Below are 16,583 nucleotides of genomic sequence, written 5' to 3'. Positions count from 1 at the left end.
CCTATGATTGCCCCGCGGCTGGTATACTCGCTCCATTCCCGTTTCGCCCCCTATCAGCTACAGGAGCGCCCCATGCTGAGCGTGATCTCGCCGGCGAAGACGCTGGATTTCGAGACCCCTGCCACCACGGCCGTCCATTCGCAGCCGGACTTTCTCGACCACAGCCAGCGACTCGTTGCCATTCTTCGCGACTACTCGCCGCAGCAGCTCAGCAAGCTGATGGGCATCAGCGACAAGCTGGCCGGACTCAACGCCGCCCGCTTCGCGGAATGGCAGCCCCACTTCACGCCCGAAAACGCCAAGCCGGCGGCACAGGCCTTCCAGGGCGACGTCTACTTAGGTCTCGAAGCCGCAAGCTTCAGCGACGAGGACAACGCATTCGCCCAGCGGCACCTGCGCATCCTCTCGGGCCTGTACGGGCTGCTGCGCCCGCTCGACCTGATCCAGCCCTACCGCCTCGAGATGGGCACCCGGCTGCCCAACCCGGCCGGCAAGGATCTATACGCGTACTGGCAAGGCACCCTGACCGAGGCGCTCAACGAGGCCATTGCCGCCAGCGGCTCGAAGGTGCTGGTCAACCTGGCCTCCAACGAGTACTTCAAGGCCGTCGATACCAAGCGGCTGGATGCCCGTGTGATCACACCGGTGTTCAAGGACGAGAAGAACGGCACGTTCAAGATCATCAGCTTCTACGCCAAGAAGGCACGCGGCCTCATGGCCGCCTGGATGATTCGTGAGCGCCTGGACGACCCCGATGAACTCAAGGCGTTCGATGTGGCGGGTTATGCCTTCAATCCTGCCATGTCGGAAGGCGACACCCTGGTCTTCACTCGCCGCGAGAACCAGGGCTGAGCGTTTCAGAAGAAACGTAGCGGGCGCGCCGATCGTGGCTTGAGAAAGCGCTTGTGGACCTGGCGGAAAGGCTCCTCGTCACAGCGCGCGAGCCACTCGTAGGCCACCATGTCGGCACTCACCGGGGTCGCGCCTGCACGTATCATGCGCTCGCGGGCGAGCCTTGCCTCCTCGGCACGCCGGCTGACCGTCGCCTCGCTGAGCCAGTACACCTCGTAGCCCGCTTCCAGCAGCCCCAGGCCAGTCTGCAACACGCAAATATGGGCTTCGCTGCCGCACAGCACGACCTGTCGCTTGCCGCTCGCCTCCAGCGCAGCGGCAAAATCCGGCTCGGCATGGGCATTGAAGTGAACCTTACGCCACAGCCGATGGCCGGGTAGCGCTTCCAGCAGCCGCGGCTCGCTGCTGCCCAGGCCCTCGGGATACTGCTCCGTGAGCCAGACAGGCACGCCCAGGATGCCGGCGATTCCCCCCAGCCACGCCGCCTCGGCCACGGCCTGGTCACCCCCATCGATGACCGGCAGCAGGCCGGCCTGAAGGTCCACGATCAGCAGCAGGCTCTGTTTGCTTGTCACGCGCATGATTTTTTCCATTTTCGCCATCAAGGCCCCAGCATACCCGGTAGAATGGGACTTCCAAATTCGACTTTACCTCCAATCCTTGCAGAGAGAATCCTTCGATGCGTCACTTCCTCGTCATGCTGATGGTCGCCGTGCTGGGCTTTGGCCTGGCCGTCGAACATGCCGAAGCCCGCCGCATGGGCGGCGGCGGTAATGTCGGCAGCTTCTCGCGCTCGGCCGACCGGCCGGCCGCGGCACCCAACCAGGCCGCTCCGGCACGCCAGGCGCAATCCAACCAGGCCACCGGCTCACGCATGCCCGGCATGCTGGGCGGCATGCTCGCCGGCGGGCTGCTGGCGGCACTGTTCTTCGGCGGCGCCTTCGACGAACTGCGGCTGATGGACATCCTGCTGATGGCCGGCCTCGGCTTCCTGCTGTTCCGCCTGCTGGCGCGCCGCCGCCCCGCCGTGGCCGGAGGCCCCCAGCCAGCGGCCGAGCGTCCGTCACAGTTCGAGCCCGAGGCCTTCCAGCCGGCTCAGGGTGCCGTCAAGGGTGGCGGCAGCTTCGGCAGCCTGCCGGCCTGGTTCGACCGCGAGCGATTCCTGTCCGGCGCCAAGGAGCACTTCATGACCCTGCAGCGCGCCTGGGACAATAATGACTTCGCTGACATTCAGGAGTACGTCACGCCCGAACTCTACAACCTGCTGCGCGAAGAGCGCGCCAAGCAGCCGGCCAACAACCGCACGGAGATCGTCCGCCTGTTGGCAGAACTCGGCAACGTGCGGGAGATAAATGGCCAAGCGGAGGCCACGGTCATCTTCCATGGCATTCTCGAAGAGAACGGCGAGCAGACCGAGTTCAACGAGACATGGCACCTGCTTCGCGATGTGCGCGATGGCGCTCCCTGGTACCTACAGGGCATCGAGCAGAACGCCAGCTGAGGGTCCTCCCACGACGAGGGCCGATCCTGGATCGGCCCTCGTCATCTCGCCACGGATGCGCAGCGGTAGCGGTATGGCAGTTCAGGCCGGCTCGACCTCAGGCGCCGGCAACAGATCGCTGCGCAGCTTGAAGCGCCCCACCATCGAGGCCAACTGGTCGGCCTGCTCACTGAGCTGGTCGGCTGCCGTAGTGGACTGCTCCGCCAGTGCGGCGTTCTGCTGCGTCATGCGGTCCAGCTCTGCCACGGCGATATTGACCTGGCCAATCCCGTCGCTCTGCTCACCCGCGGCATGGCTGATCTCGCCCAGCATGACCGCCACGCGCTGCACCCCTTCCATCAACTCATGCATGGCCTTGCCAGCCTCGCTGACCAGGTGCGTGCCGCTCTGCACTCTTTCACCCGAGGCTTCGATCAGTTGACGAATGTCACGCGAGGCCGCTGCACTACGCGTGGCCAGTTGACGTACCTCGCCGGCTACTACGGCGAATCCGCGTCCGCTCTCTCCGGCCCGTGCCGCCTCGACCGAGGCATTGAGGGCCAGCAGGTTGGTCTGAAAGGCGATGTCGTCCATGACCCGCACGATGTCGCCGACCTTAATGGAGGCTTCGTGGATCTCCCCCATGGTGACGACGACCTGCTCGACCTGCCCGCTGGTGCGCTGGGCGAGTTCTGCCGAAGCCTGCGACAAGGCGTTGGCCTCCCGGGATGACGCAGAGGTGTTCTCCACGGTGCCGGTGATCTCCTCCATGGAAGCCGAGGTCTCTTGCAGGCTGGATGCCGCCTGATCGGTACGCCGCGACATGTCCTTGCCGCCGGTAGCGATTTCCTGAGCGGCGCGCCGAACGGCATCGCTGCTGGCCCGCACTAGGCTCAGCACGTCATGCATCTTGTCGGCAAAGGCATTGAACTGAACGGCAAGCTCGGCGCTCTCATCCTTGCCGTCGACCGGCAGGCGCAGGGTCAGATCCCCCTCTCCCTGGGCGATATCCCGCATGGCTTCGGCAGTGCGTCGTATCGGCCGCAATAGCGCACGCAACAGCAGCGCGATCACTCCCAGGCTGGCCAGCAGGATCAGACCCACCGCCAACAGAATCAGCATGACCGCCCGGTTGAGGTCGGCGAACAGCTCATCGCGCGGAATCTGGGCAAAGGCAACCCAGTTGGTGCCGGGCACGTCGATGGCCGCCACCAGATGTTCGGCCCCCTGTCGGTCACGCATCGCAGCGAAACGATAGCCCTCCTCCGCCAGTAGAGCGGGGGCGACGCTTTCCCAGCCCGACAGCTCCGTCAGCGGTTGCCCGACCCGCTCGGCGCCATCGGGATGAATACTGATGGCGCCATCCCGGCTGGCCAGGAATACCGTACCGCTCTCACCCAGGCGATAATCGCGGATAGTGGCTGCCATTGTCGCCAGGGTATACCCCACGCCGGCGATGCCGACACGCTCACCGTTCGCTTCGATCACGTGATTGATGAAGACTTTCAGTTCACCGCCTTCGTTATCGATATCGAGCTGGTAGGCATTGCCACCGGAGGCCTCGATGAGGTCGTAGAACCAGCGGTCGTCCGCGCGGCTCAGGGTGCGCTCGATTCCGTTGGCCGTGTAGTAGTTGCCGCTCTGCGCCGATACGTAGAAGACCACATCGGCCCCGGTGCGTCGTTGTATGTCATGGAAGTACTCGATGGCTCGGTCAGCTTCCGCCTCGGGCTCTCCCGCGACCAGCCAATCCTTGAGGTAGCGATTGTGCGCCAGGTTCCCGGCTACGCTGATGGGGGCCGCCAGCGTCGCTTCGATATCGTTGCGGATACTCGTCAGCGTGGCCGGCAACTCGGCCGTCGTGACGCGTTCGGTCACCAGCTTGCCGAATAGGTGGTACTGGATGGCGGTGGCACCGCCGACGATGAGGAGCATGCAGAAGCTGACGATCAACATCAGCCGCTGGGCGATGGTGAGATTTTTCATTTTTACTTCCCCTTGGCTGCGGCATATCGCCAGGGTGGCCTCGCCGCATTGACCGTTTAGTCAACTTTATCGGCGAGCGGGGAAGAAACTTGAACCATACGGGCGGGTCGCGCACCCTCTACCCGTTATCATTTCTCTCCTCTTCCATGTCCTTCTCGATTTTCTCACCCACCTCTCCGAGCCGCTCTTGAGTTTCGTCCATTGCCTCGTCGATATTGCGCTCGGTGACGTCCTCGGGACCCGACTCCTTGCAGCCCAACAGGCCCACCACGATCACCACCATCAACCAGGCGACGTTTCCATGTCTGATCGGCTTCACTCAGTTTGCTCCGTAACGATGGTTTCAGTAGACGACGCCACGCTAAACCTCCGGCACCTCCTACGCCACTCGATCATGTATGTCCCTGTTTGCCAGTGTAACCTCGATCCACTGACCTGCCCCAGGCTTGGCCTACCCAGAACGACAAAACCCCGAACTCTTACGAACTCGGGGTTTTGGAATAGATGCCTGCCGAGCCGGGCGGCGCTCCGCTACTCTACGTGGGAGGCCCCTAAACGGCGAAACCCCGACCAGTTGGCCGGGGTTTCTGAAAAGATGCCTGACGATGACCTACTCTCGCATGGGGAGACCCCACACTACCATCGGCGCTGAGCGGTTTCACTGCTGAGTTCGGCATGGGATCAGGTGGTTCCCACTCGCTATGGTCGTCAGGCGAAAACGGTTGGAATCATGCTGCGTGATCGTCTCGCCCGCGCCTACCGGCGCGGTGCGTATCCGTCAATCGTGCGCGATGCGCAGACCCCTTGGGGTTATATGGTCAAGCCTCACGGGCCATTAGTATCGGTTAGCTCAACGCCTTGCAGCGCTTCCACACCCGACCTATCAACCAGCTGGTCTCGCTGGGCCCTTCAGGAGGCTCGAGGCCTCGGGGATGTCTCATCTTGAAGGGGGCTTCCCGCTTAGATGCCTTCAGCGGTTATCCCGTCCGCACGTAGCTACCCGGCAATGCCACTGGCGTGACAACCGGAACACCAGAGGTGCGTCCACTCCGGTCCTCTCGTACTAGGAGCAGCTCTTCTCAAACATCCAACGCCCACGGCAGATAGGGACCGAACTGTCTCACGACGTTCTAAACCCAGCTCGCGTACCACTTTAAATGGCGAACAGCCATACCCTTGGGACCGACTTCAGCCCCAGGATGTGATGAGCCGACATCGAGGTGCCAAACACCGCCGTCGATGTGAACTCTTGGGCGGTATCAGCCTGTTATCCCCGGAGTACCTTTTATCCGTTGAGCGATGGCCCTTCCATACAGAACCACCGGATCACTAGAACCTACTTTCGTACCTGCTCGACGTGTCTGTCTCGCAGTCAAGCACCCTTATGCTCTTGCACTCAATGCACGATTTCCGACCGTGCTGAGGGTACCTTCGTGCTCCTCCGTTACGCTTTGGGAGGAGACCGCCCCAGTCAAACTACCCACCACACACTGTCCTCGATCCGGATCACGGACCTGAGTTAGAACGCCAATGATGCCAGGCTGGTATTTCAAGGTTGGCTCCACCCGAACTGGCGTCCGGGGTTCCTAGCCTCCCAGCTATCCTACACAAGCAACATCAGCGTCCAGTGTGAAGCTATAGTAAAGGTTCACGGGGTCTTTCCGTCTAGCCGCGGGTACACAGCATCTTCACTGCGATTTCAATTTCACTGAGTCTCGGGTGGAGACAGCGTGGCCATCATTACGCCATTCGTGCAGGTCGGAACTTACCCGACAAGGAATTTCGCTACCTTAGGACCGTTATAGTTACGGCCGCCGTTTACCGGGGCTTCGATCAGGAGCTTCGCCCGAGGGCTAACACCATCACTTAACCTTCCGGCACCGGGCAGGCGTCACACCCTATACGTCCGCTTGCGCGTTTGCAGAGTGCTGTGTTTTTAATAAACAGTTGCAGCCACCTGGTATCTTCGACCGCCTCGTGCTCCAGCCGCGAGGGCCTTCACACTAACGCGGCGTGCCTTCTCCCGAAGTTACGGCACCATTTTGCCTAGTTCCTTCACCCGAGTTCTCTCAAGCGCCTGGGTATTCTCTACCTGACCACCTGTGTCGGTTTGGGGTACGGTCCCACTGTATCTGAAGCTTAGAGGCTTTTCCTGGAAGCGTGGCATCGATGACTTCCACCCCGTGGGGTGTTCGTCTCGCCTCTCGGCCTTGGGATCCCGGATTTGCCTAAGATCCCAGCCTACTGGCTTTCACCAGGACAACCAACGCCTGGCCCACCTAGCCTTCTTCGTCCCCCCATCGCAATACAGTGAGGTACGGGAATATTGACCCGTTTCCCATCGACTACGCCTTTCGGCCTCGCCTTAGGGGCCGACTCACTCTGCTCCGATTAGCGTCGAACAGAAACCCTTGGTCTTCCGGCGGGGGAGTTTTTCACTCCCCTTGTCGTTACTCATGTCAGCATTCGCACTCGTGATACCTCCAGCAGACTTCTCAATCCACCTTCATCGGCTTACACGACGCTCCTCTACCGCTCGTCATTCGACGAACCCGTAGCTTCGGTACCTGGTTTAGCCCCGTTACATCTTCCGCGCAGGCCGACTCGACTAGTGAGCTATTACGCTTTCTTTAAAGGATGGCTGCTTCTAAGCCAACCTCCTAGCTGTCTGAGCCTTCCCACATCGTTTCCCACTTAACCAGGATTTCGGGACCTTAGCTGACGGTCTGGGTTGTTTCCCTTTTCACGACGGACGTTAGCACCCGCCGTGTGTCTCCCACGCTTGCACTCACCGGTATTCGGAGTTTGCCTCGGGTTGGTAAGCCGGGATGGCCCCCTAGCCGAAACAGTGCTCTACCCCCGGTGGTGATACGTGAGGCGCTACCTAAATAGCTTTCGAGGAGAACCAGCTATCTCCGAGCTTGATTAGCCTTTCACTCCGATCCACAAGTCATCCAAATCTTTTTCAACAGATCCTGGTTCGGTCCTCCAGTTGATGTTACTCAACCTTCAACCTGCTCATGGATAGATCGCCCGGTTTCGGGTCTATTCCCAGCGACTGGTCGCCCAGTTAAGACTCGGTTTCCCTACGCCTCCCCTATTCGGTTAAGCTCGCCACTGAAAATAAGTCGCTGACCCATTATACAAAAGGTACGCGGTCACCCCACGAAGGGGCTCCCACTGCTTGTACGCATACGGTTTCAGGATCTATTTCACTCCCCTCTCCGGGGTTCTTTTCGCCTTTCCCTCACGGTACTGGTTCACTATCGGTCAGCCAGGAGTATTTAGCCTTGGAGGATGGTCCCCCCGTCTTCAGTCAAGGTTTCACGTGCCCCGACCTACTCGATTTCACGACACTCAGGTTTCGGCTACGGGACTATCACCCCCTATGGTCGAGCTTCCCAGCTCGTTCGCCTACCAGTCGTGCCGCTTAAGGGCTACTCCCCGTTCGCTCGCCGCTACTGGGGGAATCTCGGTTGATTTCTTTTCCTCGGGGTACTTAGATGTTTCAGTTCCCCCGGTTCGCCTCCCAACACCTATGGATTCAGTGTGGGATACCCAGCTGGTGCTGGGTGGGTTTCCCCATTCGGAAATGCCCGGGTCACAGGTTGTTTGCCACCTCACCGAGCCTTATCGCAGGCTACCACGTCCTTCATCGCCTCTGGCTGCCAAGGCATCCACCGTATGCGCTTAATCGCTTGACCATATAACCCGAAGGGGTCTGGTCTGCGATCACGTACGACAATTGCCGGATACGCTTGAAACGTATCACTTTTGCTTTCTCCTTGCGGAGAAAACGTGTCAGCATGATTCACATTGTTAAAGAGCAGACTGTTCAGAGAACAGTGGAAAGTCTGATGACTTGCCGCTGGTCTCTGCAGATCAAGACTGGCTTGGAGAAATGGTGGAGCCAAGCGGGATCGAACCGCTGACCTCCTGCGTGCAAGGCAGGCGCTCTCCCAGCTGAGCTATGGCCCCACTGATCACCGCATTGCAACTGGCGATGAATTTCGTCGGAGACAAGGCGCTTTGGGCCGACGCATAGCTCGCTATGCGAGGTTCAAAGCAACGCCGTATCCGGCGAAATTGGTGGGTCTGGGCAGATTTGAACTGCCGACCTCACCCTTATCAGGGGTGCGCTCTAACCAACTGAGCTACAGACCCGGCTTACAACCACTGGGTCGTCGACCCAAACAGTCTTTGCTCTGGCCGATCAGGTAATTCATTGTGAGCACTTGCCGCGAGGCGTGATACGTCGTTTAAGGAGGTGATCCAGCCGCAGGTTCCCCTACGGCTACCTTGTTACGACTTCACCCCAGTCATGAACCACACCGTGGTGATCGCCCTCCCGAAGGTTAGGCTAACCACTTCTGGTGCAGTCCACTCCCATGGTGTGACGGGCGGTGTGTACAAGGCCCGGGAACGTATTCACCGTGACATTCTGATTCACGATTACTAGCGATTCCGACTTCACGGAGTCGAGTTGCAGACTCCGATCCGGACTGAGATCAGCTTTCTGGGATTAGCTCACTCTCGCAAGTTCGCAACCCTTTGTACTGACCATTGTAGCACGTGTGTAGCCCTACCCGTAAGGGCCATGATGACTTGACGTCGTCCCCACCTTCCTCCGGTTTGTCACCGGCAGTCTCCCTAGAGTTCCCGACCGAATCGCTGGCAAATAGGGACAAGGGTTGCGCTCGTTACGGGACTTAACCCAACATTTCACAACACGAGCTGACGACAGCCATGCAGCACCTGTCTCTGCGTTCCCGAAGGCACCCCTTCGTCTCCGAAGGGTTCGCAGGATGTCAAGGGTAGGTAAGGTTCTTCGCGTTGCATCGAATTAAACCACATGCTCCACCGCTTGTGCGGGCCCCCGTCAATTCATTTGAGTTTTAACCTTGCGGCCGTACTCCCCAGGCGGTCGACTTATCGCGTTAACTGCGCCACAAAGTCCGCGAAGGACCCAACGGCTAGTCGACATCGTTTACGGCGTGGACTACCAGGGTATCTAATCCTGTTTGCTACCCACGCTTTCGCACCTCAGCGTCAGTGTCAGTCCAGAAGGCCGCCTTCGCCACTGGTATTCCTCCCGATCTCTACGCATTTCACCGCTACACCGGGAATTCTACCTTCCTCTCCTGCACTCTAGCCTGACAGTTCCGGATGCCGTTCCCAGGTTGAGCCCGGGGCTTTCACAACCGGCTTATCAAGCCGCCTACGCGCGCTTTACGCCCAGTAATTCCGATTAACGCTCGCACCCTCCGTATTACCGCGGCTGCTGGCACGGAGTTAGCCGGTGCTTCTTCTGTGGGTGATGTCTTTCCTCCCGGGTATTAGCCGGAAGGCGTTCTTCCCCACTGAAAGTGCTTTACAACCCGAGGGCCTTCTTCACACACGCGGCATGGCTGGATCAGGCTTGCGCCCATTGTCCAATATTCCCCACTGCTGCCTCCCGTAGGAGTTCGGGCCGTGTCTCAGTCCCGATGTGGCTGATCATCCTCTCAGACCAGCTACGGATCGTCGCCTTGGTGAGCCGTTACCTCACCAACCAGCTAATCCGACATAGGCTCATCCGATAGCGCAAGGCCCGAAGGTCCCCTGCTTTCTCCCGTAGGACGTATGCGGTATTAGCCTGGGTTTCCCCAGGTTATCCCCCACTACCGGGCAGATTCCTATGCATTACTCACCCGTCCGCCGCTCGCCACCAGGGAGCAAGCTCCCCGTGCTGCCGCTCGACTTGCATGTGTTAGGCCTGCCGCCAGCGTTCAATCTGAGCCATGATCAAACTCTTCAGTTTCAAATCATTGCGGTTCTTGCTCGCCCCTTCCCGAAGAAACGGACGAAAGCGAACCAAACTCGGCTCAAGGTCAAAGCTTCTCAAAAGACCCGAAGGTCTCGACGAGTCGCTTGCCTTGAAATGGTGTGACTTCTCACCACCTCATCGACAAGCGCCCACATGAATTACCTGATCGATTGTTAAAGAGCAGCTCGCTTGCTGTCGCGGCCGTCGATCCCGTGACCGAGGGGCCTCGCCAGCGCCCTGCGAGGAAGGCGTATTCTACTGAAGCGTCGGAGTTTGTCAACTCTCTTCGAGGCCGCCACCGAGGTGATCCTGACCGCGAAGCCCCGCCTGAGCCGGCGACCGCAAGCCCGCTTACGGACTTGCCTTCGAGTGGGGCGCATTCTACCGAATCCACCGCGGGCGTCAAGCGCGAATCTTGCGAAGCGAGCCGAAAAAATTCAAAGCATGACAACCACTTACCACTCCTCCCACCGCTGGCTACGTTGCCCGTCGCCGGCAGCGGATGCGTACTTTACGCATTCCCCGGGGCGCTCGCAAGGCCTTTGGAGAGAAAAATTCCAGGCACATGACATACAGACTTATCCACAGCCGCTCGCTCGCGAGCAGCTGTGGAGGATTCAGGCTGTCTCGACCGCTTCCCTGTGCTCGCGGCTGGCACGATCGAGCAAAGACAGGATCGAACGATACGGGATGCCGCCATGCAGCGACAGACCGATCTCGCAGGTGCGCGAATTGGAATACCCCGCATCGCATTCGCCCACCTGCTCGGCCAACCCTTTCAGGGCCGAGGCATTGAGTTCCGGCGTGATCAGCCCCTTGTCGCCGGCGAAGCCGCAGCAGGTGATCTCGGCCGGCACCACGACTTCACGGGCGCAGGCCCTTGCCAGGGCCACCATGCGCTCGCCCAGGCCCATGTGCGTGCTTGAGCAGGTCACGTGCACGGCCACGCGCTCGTCGAGCGGCGTGACGTCGAGCCGCGGCAGCAGGTGATCGTGAGCGAAGGCCACCGGTTCCTGCACCGTTAACCGCTCGTCCAGCCGCCCCTGCATATGCAGCACGCAGGGACTGGTGTCACTGAGGATCGGGTAGCGGCCGTTCTGGCTGGCCACCAGCAGCTCGCGGTTGAGCTCGCGCGCCTTGTGCGTCGCCTCCTCGAACTGACCCTTCGACTGGAACGCCATGCCGCAGCATAGGTGCCCCGGCATTTCGGGTACGATCACCTCGAAGCCGGCCTTCTCCAGCAGGGAGAGCGTGATCTCCATGATCGAACGGCTCTCGCTGTCGCCATGCCCGGCGCCGAAGACACGCGTGGCGCAGGATGGAAAGTAGACCACCTTGTCTCGCACGCTGTCACTAGTCCGCTTTCGGTCCAGCACGCGAATCGACGCTGCCCTGGGCAGGGTGGGTATCCACTGGGGCACCTTGCCGCCGCTGGCTTGGGTAATGGCCCCGCTGACCTTGGAGAGGCCTCGCTCGCCGAGCACGGCGCGGCCGACACCGGCCAGGTGGAGCATGCCCCGCGCCAGGCGCGTGGTGCCGGAGAAATGGCGCCCAACACGATGCGCCGTATCGGCATACGGCGCCAGGCGTTCGCGGCGCATCTCACGGATCAGCTCGCCGGTGTTGATGCCCACCGGGCACTGGGTGGCACATAGGCCGTCGACGGCACAGGTCTCGTCGCCGGCGTAGCGATAGTCCTCGCGCAACTGCTCGAGGCGTTCGGCTTCTTCGCTGTCGAGGCTTGGGCCCAGCGCCTCGAGCCTGGCCATCTCGCGGGCGGCGACGATGCGCTGCCGCGGTGTGAGAGTGAGATCCCGCGAGGGACAGACGTGCTCGCAGAAGCCGCACTCGATGCACTTGTCGACGATGGGATCGGCCGCCGGCAGCGGCTTGAGGTTCTCCAGGTGCAGGGTCGGGTTGCGGCTGAGGATGACGTCCGGATTGAGCAGATTCTCCGGGTCGAACAATGCCTTGATCTGCCACATCAGCGCATAGGCTTCGGGGCCCCACTCCAATTCGACGTAGGGCGCCATGTTGCGCCCGGTGCCGTGCTCGGCCTTGAGCGAACCGCCGTATTCGACGCCGACCAGCTGCGCCACCTCGTTCATCAGCGCCTGGTAGCGCTCCACCTCGCCGGGCTTCTCGAAGCCCTGAGGGAAGACGAAGTGCAGGTTGCCCTCCAGGGCGTGGCCGAACAGGATCGCCTCGGAGTAGCCGTGACGATGGAAGGCGTCGGTCAGCGCCAGCACACCCTCGTCGAGGCGCTCGATGGGGAAGGCGACGTCCTCGATGATCACCGTGGTGCCGGTGTCGCGCACCGCCCCCACGGCAGGGAAAAGACCCTTGCGGATCTTCCAGTAGAGTTCGTAGAGGCCTTTTTCACGGGTGAAGGTGACCGGCTCCAGGGTATGAATGCCCTCGAAGATCGCCTGCACCGCCTCGAGCCGTGCCTGAAGTTCCGCTTCGTCATGGCCGCGCACGTCGATCAGCAGCGCCGCAGCCCCTTCGGGCAGGCGCCTGAGCCCCTCGGGCATGCCGGGATTGTTCTCTACCGAGCGCAAGGCAGCGCGGTCCATCAGCTCCACCGCCGAAACCGGCGCAGGCTTGAGCGCGATGGTGGCGCGGCAGGTGGTGGCCATGTCGGGCAGGAAGACCAGCGCCGCGGCCTTGTGCGGCTCGTCGATGACGGTGTCGTAGGTGATGGTGCTGATGAAGCCGAGCGTGCCCTCGGAGCCGATCATCAGGTGCTTGAGTATCTCGATGCCGTCGTCGAAGTCGATCAGGCTGTTGAGCGCGTAACCGGTAGTGTTCTTGAGCCGGTACTTGTGGCGGATCTTTTCCGCCAACGCCGTATTGGCCCGGGTCTCGGCGGAAAGCCGTTCGAGCCCTTCGACGAGTTCGGCATGGCTGCGCCGAAACGCCTCGCGGCTGGCCGGGTCGGCGGTATCCAGGCGGGTGCCGTCGGCCAGGATCACGCGCATGTCGCGCACCGTACGGTAGCTGTTCTGCGCCGTGCCGCAGCACATGCCCGAGGCGTTGTTGGCGGCGATCCCACCCACCATGCAGCTGTTGATCGAGGCCGGGTCGGGGCCGATCTTGCGTCCGAAGGGAGTCAGCAGCTGGTTGGCCCGGGCGCCGATGACGCCGGGCTGCAGGCGGATCGCTCGGCCACCATCCAGAATCTCGTGGCCGCGCCAGCCCTCGCGCAGCTGGATCAGTACCGAGTCGGTGACGGCCTGCCCCGAGAGCGAGGTGCCGGCGGCGCGAAAGGTAACCGGAAGGCCGCGCCGGCGACAGCCGGCCAGCACCGCCATCAGCTCATCCTCGTCGGCGGGACGCACCACCAGCTTGGGGATGAGCCGGTAGAAGCTGGCGTCGGTGCCGTAGGCCAGGGTGCGCAGCGGATCGTCGATCAGCCGCTCGGCGGGCATGATCTTGAGCAGTTCCTGCTTGAGCTCACGCCAGCTGTCGGCAGCAGGCGCCTTCGTTGCGGCGGTCATGGGCGCTCCTCGGCGTGGCGCAGCAGCACCACCAGCTCGCGCGGGCCGTGGACGCCATAGGCCAGGGTCTGTTCGATGTCGGCGGTCTTGCTCGGCCCCGAGATCAGCAGCGCATTGGTGGGCATGCCGCCGGCCCAGCCGTGGGCTTCGACCACGTCGAAGAAGGTGTCCTCGACGGTGTCGGCATCGAGCACGGCGATGTGGATCGGCGGCACCAGGCTCAGCAGGCGCGGCTCGTCGGGGGTCGGCCACAGCCACAGGCTGCCGGTCTCGGCGATGGCGCCACGGGTGGAGGTCAGGCCGGCATCGGTATCGTGGAACTGCTCGTGCCGCCAGGTCTCGATGTCGCGGTCGGCATCGACCAGGGAGACCTCGCCTTCGGCCAGGGCGGCGCGCGCCTCGGCGGCCACGGGGTGCTCCCGCCCCAGGGCCAGGCGGCGAATGCCCTTGGCCTCGAGCAGCTCGGCAAGTGCCTTGGTCCAGTCATCGCGTGACGTGTGGATCACCTCGCCATGCACGGAGGTGATCCAGCGCTCGAAGCGCGTCAGCCGCTCTGCATGATCCCAGCCGCGCCCGGTGACCACGGCGAAGTCGCTCTGCGGCGCCGTCAGCGGGCCGTCGGTGCGTTCGCGCAGGCGCTTGAGGATATTGTCGCGGGCGCTCATGAGCGTTCCTCCCCGTCGGCCTTTTCTGCCTGATGGCGCTTGGCCTTGTGCTGTTTGACCAAGGCATGCAGTGAAACCTTGGCCGGCTTGGGCGCGGTGCGGTATTCGGTCCAAGGCCCCAGCTTCGAGGGCATCAGCGCCTGCAGCTTGCCGGCGATGGCCGTGCTGCTGCGCCAGACCCCGGGGTGCGTGGCCAGCCACTGAAAGCCTTTCCACGCCGCCACTTCCTTCTTCGTCCGCTTGACGCCGGCACCGGGCACGTTGCCGCGCCCCTCGCCCACCGCCTCGCGACGCAGGCGCACCAGCAGGTCGGGAATCGGGATCTTGACCGGACACACCTCGCCGCAGGCGCCGCACAGGCTCGAGGCGGTGGGCAGGTCCTTGGTCGCCTCCAGGCCCATCATGTGCGGCATCAGGATGCTGCCGATGGGGCCGGGATAGGTGGTGCCGTAGGTGTGGCCGCCCACCCGGGTATAGACCGGACAGTGGTTCATGCAGGCGCCGCAGCGGATGCAGCGCAGGGTGTCGAGCAGCTCGTCATCCTGATAGATATTGGAGCGGCCGCTGTCGACCAACACCAGATGGACCTCCTGCGGCCCGTCGTGCTCGCCGGGCTTGCGCGGCGAGCTGATCATGTTGAAGTAGGTGGTGACGTGCTGGCCGGTGGCCGAACGGGTCAGCAGCGCGTAGAGCGGCGGCACATCGCGCAGATGCTCGACCACCTTTTCGATGCCGGTCACGGCGACGTGCACCGGCGGCACGGCGGTGGTCATGCGGCCGTTGCCCTCGTTCTCCACCAGGCATAGGGTGCCGGTCTCGGCCACGGCGAAGTTGACCCCCGAAATGCCGACATCGGCGGCCATGAAGCGCTCGCGCAGTTGGGCGCGCGCGGCGGCGGTCATGGTGTCGACGTCACGGGTCCGCTCGGTACCGGTCCTGGTATGCATGATGTCGGAGATCTCATCGGTATTGAGATGGATCGCCGGCATGATGATATGAGAGGGCGTCTGCTCGTTGAGCTGCACCAGGTATTCGCCGAGATCGGACTCCAGCGCCTCGATGCCCGCCGCTTCCAGATGGGCGTTGAGGTGCATCTCCTCGGAGACCATCGACTTGCCCTTGATCACCGCCTTGGCGCCGTGGCGCTCGCAGATTCCACGAATGATGCGGCACGCCTCGTCGCCGTTCTCGGCCCAGTGCACCTGAATGCCGTTGGCCTGGCAGTTGGCTTCGAGCCGCTCGAGCAGGTCGGGCAGCTTGGCCAACGCGCGAAGGCGGATGTTGGCACCGAGCTCGCGTAGCGTCTCGAGATCCCAGTCGCTGAAGACATCGCGTCGCTTGGCCATCAGGCCATCCATCGCCTTGCGAAAGTTGGCGCGAATCTGCGGGTTGCCCAGGGCATCGTGAGCCTGGCGATGGAACTCGCGGGGAGTGAACGTCTGTACTTCGGAAGCGCTCATGAGGTCCTCCGCCACAGGTAGCTGGCGATGTGCTCGCCCTCGACAGGCTTGCCCTGATGCTCGAAACGGCCGGCAATGTTCATCAGGCAGCCGCAATCGGAAGTCACGAAACGCGTCGCCCCGGTGGCCTCGATCGCCTGGGTCTTGTCCTCGACCATGGCCGCGGAGACTTCGGGGTGGCGTACCGCGAAGGTGCCGCCGAAGCCGCAGCACTCGGCGGCGCGGGCCTGCTCCACCAGTTCGACCTGACCCATGCGGGCAAGCAGCGCCGGACCGGTCTCGGCCAGGCCCATCTCGCGACGGGCACTGCAGGACGTGTGCATGGCCACTTTTTCGGGCTGCCCGTGATCCTCGAGCCTGAGCTGGCAGACATGCAGCAGGAACTCGGTCAGCTCGTAGGTACGCCCCGCCACCTCGTTGGCGCGCGTCTCATGCTCGGTGCCGGCAAAGAGCTGCGGGTAATGGGTGCGCATCATGCCGCCACAGGAGCCCGAGGGCACGACGATCGGCCAGGGCTCGGGAAAGAGATCGAGCTGCGCCGCCGCCACCGCCTGCGCCTCGTCGTGATAGCCAGACGTATAGGCCGGCTGGCCACAGCAGGTCTGGTCCTGGGGGAAGAGCACTTCGATACCTTCGCGCTCCAGCAAGCGTATGCCATCCAGACCGGCATCGGGATAGAAGAGGTCGATCAGGCAGGTGCCGAAGAAGTAGACCTTCTCCGGCTTGGGTGGGTATAGCTTGACTGGCGTCATGAGGCTCCCTCACTGTCGGCCGTGGGCAGTAGCGGTCTTGCTGATTATAGCTTTGAGCCTTCTGGAAAATTGGTCAAACCAA

Annotated in this window: 9 protein-coding genes, 2 tRNA genes and 3 rRNA genes; 2 read left to right on the top strand and 12 right to left on the bottom strand. The window is 62.3% G+C overall.

The annotated features are described in order from the left end of the window. Positions 1-72: 72 nt before the first annotated feature. The gene (gene yaaA, locus I4484_RS02140; protein WP_197449405.1) at positions 73-852 is read left to right on the top strand and encodes a peroxide stress protein YaaA; all 780 of its coding nucleotides are present in this window, start codon (positions 73-75) and stop codon (positions 850-852) included. A gap of 5 nt (positions 853-857) precedes the next feature. Here the strand turns inward: yaaA and I4484_RS02135 are convergent, their stop codons facing one another. Then, the gene (locus I4484_RS02135) at positions 858-1,433 is read right to left on the bottom strand and encodes an isochorismatase family protein (protein ID WP_197449404.1); all 576 of its coding nucleotides are present in this window, start codon (positions 1,431-1,433) and stop codon (positions 858-860) included. A gap of 98 nt (positions 1,434-1,531) precedes the next feature. Between I4484_RS02135 and I4484_RS02130 the strand changes: the two genes are divergently transcribed. Next, positions 1,532-2,353, top strand: coding sequence for a Tim44 domain-containing protein (locus I4484_RS02130; protein ID WP_197449403.1), 822 nt, complete (start codon positions 1,532-1,534; stop codon positions 2,351-2,353). Positions 2,354-2,434: 81 nt separating this feature from the next. Here I4484_RS02130 and I4484_RS20815 read toward each other — a convergent pair whose 3' ends face one another. From I4484_RS20815 to I4484_RS02075, 11 genes are all read right to left on the bottom strand, one after another. Then, entirely contained in the window at positions 2,435-4,318 is a 1,884-nt protein-coding gene (locus I4484_RS20815; protein WP_234283634.1) for a methyl-accepting chemotaxis protein, read from the bottom strand. Positions 4,319-4,436: 118 nt separating this feature from the next. After that, positions 4,437-4,637 carry a hypothetical protein gene (locus I4484_RS02120; protein ID WP_197449402.1) on the bottom strand — a complete coding sequence of 67 codons (201 nt, stop codon included), beginning with the start codon at positions 4,635-4,637 and terminating at the stop codon, positions 4,437-4,439. A 278-nt stretch (positions 4,638-4,915) separates the two neighbouring features. Continuing rightward, positions 4,916-5,031 (bottom strand): 5S ribosomal RNA (gene rrf, locus I4484_RS02115). Positions 5,032-5,132: 101 nt separating this feature from the next. After that, positions 5,133-8,022 (bottom strand): 23S ribosomal RNA (locus I4484_RS02110). A 198-nt stretch (positions 8,023-8,220) separates the two neighbouring features. Next, positions 8,221-8,296, bottom strand: a tRNA-Ala gene (locus tag I4484_RS02105). A gap of 109 nt (positions 8,297-8,405) precedes the next feature. After that, positions 8,406-8,482: transfer RNA gene (locus tag I4484_RS02100), tRNA-Ile, on the bottom strand. A gap of 96 nt (positions 8,483-8,578) precedes the next feature. After that, positions 8,579-10,118: ribosomal RNA gene (locus I4484_RS02095) — 16S ribosomal RNA — on the bottom strand. Together the 16S, 23S and 5S rRNA genes with 2 tRNA genes alongside form the textbook arrangement of a ribosomal RNA operon. A 623-nt stretch (positions 10,119-10,741) precedes the next feature. Continuing rightward, positions 10,742-13,624, bottom strand: coding sequence for an FAD-binding and (Fe-S)-binding domain-containing protein (locus I4484_RS02090; RefSeq protein ID WP_197449401.1), 2,883 nt, complete (start codon positions 13,622-13,624; stop codon positions 10,742-10,744). Next, on the bottom strand, positions 13,621-14,289 hold the full coding sequence (locus I4484_RS02085) for a lactate utilization protein C (protein WP_197449400.1): 669 nt from the start codon (positions 14,287-14,289) through the stop codon (positions 13,621-13,623). Before I4484_RS02085 ends, I4484_RS02090 begins: the two co-directional genes overlap by 4 nt. Further along, a complete protein-coding gene (locus I4484_RS02080) occupies positions 14,286-15,749 on the bottom strand; it encodes a LutB/LldF family L-lactate oxidation iron-sulfur protein (protein WP_197449399.1) in 1,464 nt (487 codons plus the stop codon). The genes I4484_RS02085 and I4484_RS02080 overlap by 4 nt, the downstream gene beginning before the upstream one ends. Then, entirely contained in the window at positions 15,746-16,501 is a 756-nt protein-coding gene (locus I4484_RS02075; protein WP_197449398.1) for a (Fe-S)-binding protein, read from the bottom strand. Before I4484_RS02075 ends, I4484_RS02080 begins: the two co-directional genes overlap by 4 nt. Between the last annotated feature and the right edge of the window lie 82 nt (positions 16,502-16,583).

The organism is Halomonas sp. SS10-MC5, from assembly GCF_015992245.1.
GTDB classification, from domain to species: domain Bacteria; phylum Pseudomonadota; class Gammaproteobacteria; order Pseudomonadales; family Halomonadaceae; genus Halomonas; species Halomonas sulfidoxydans.
This window is presented reverse-complemented; position numbering and strand designations above follow the sequence as displayed.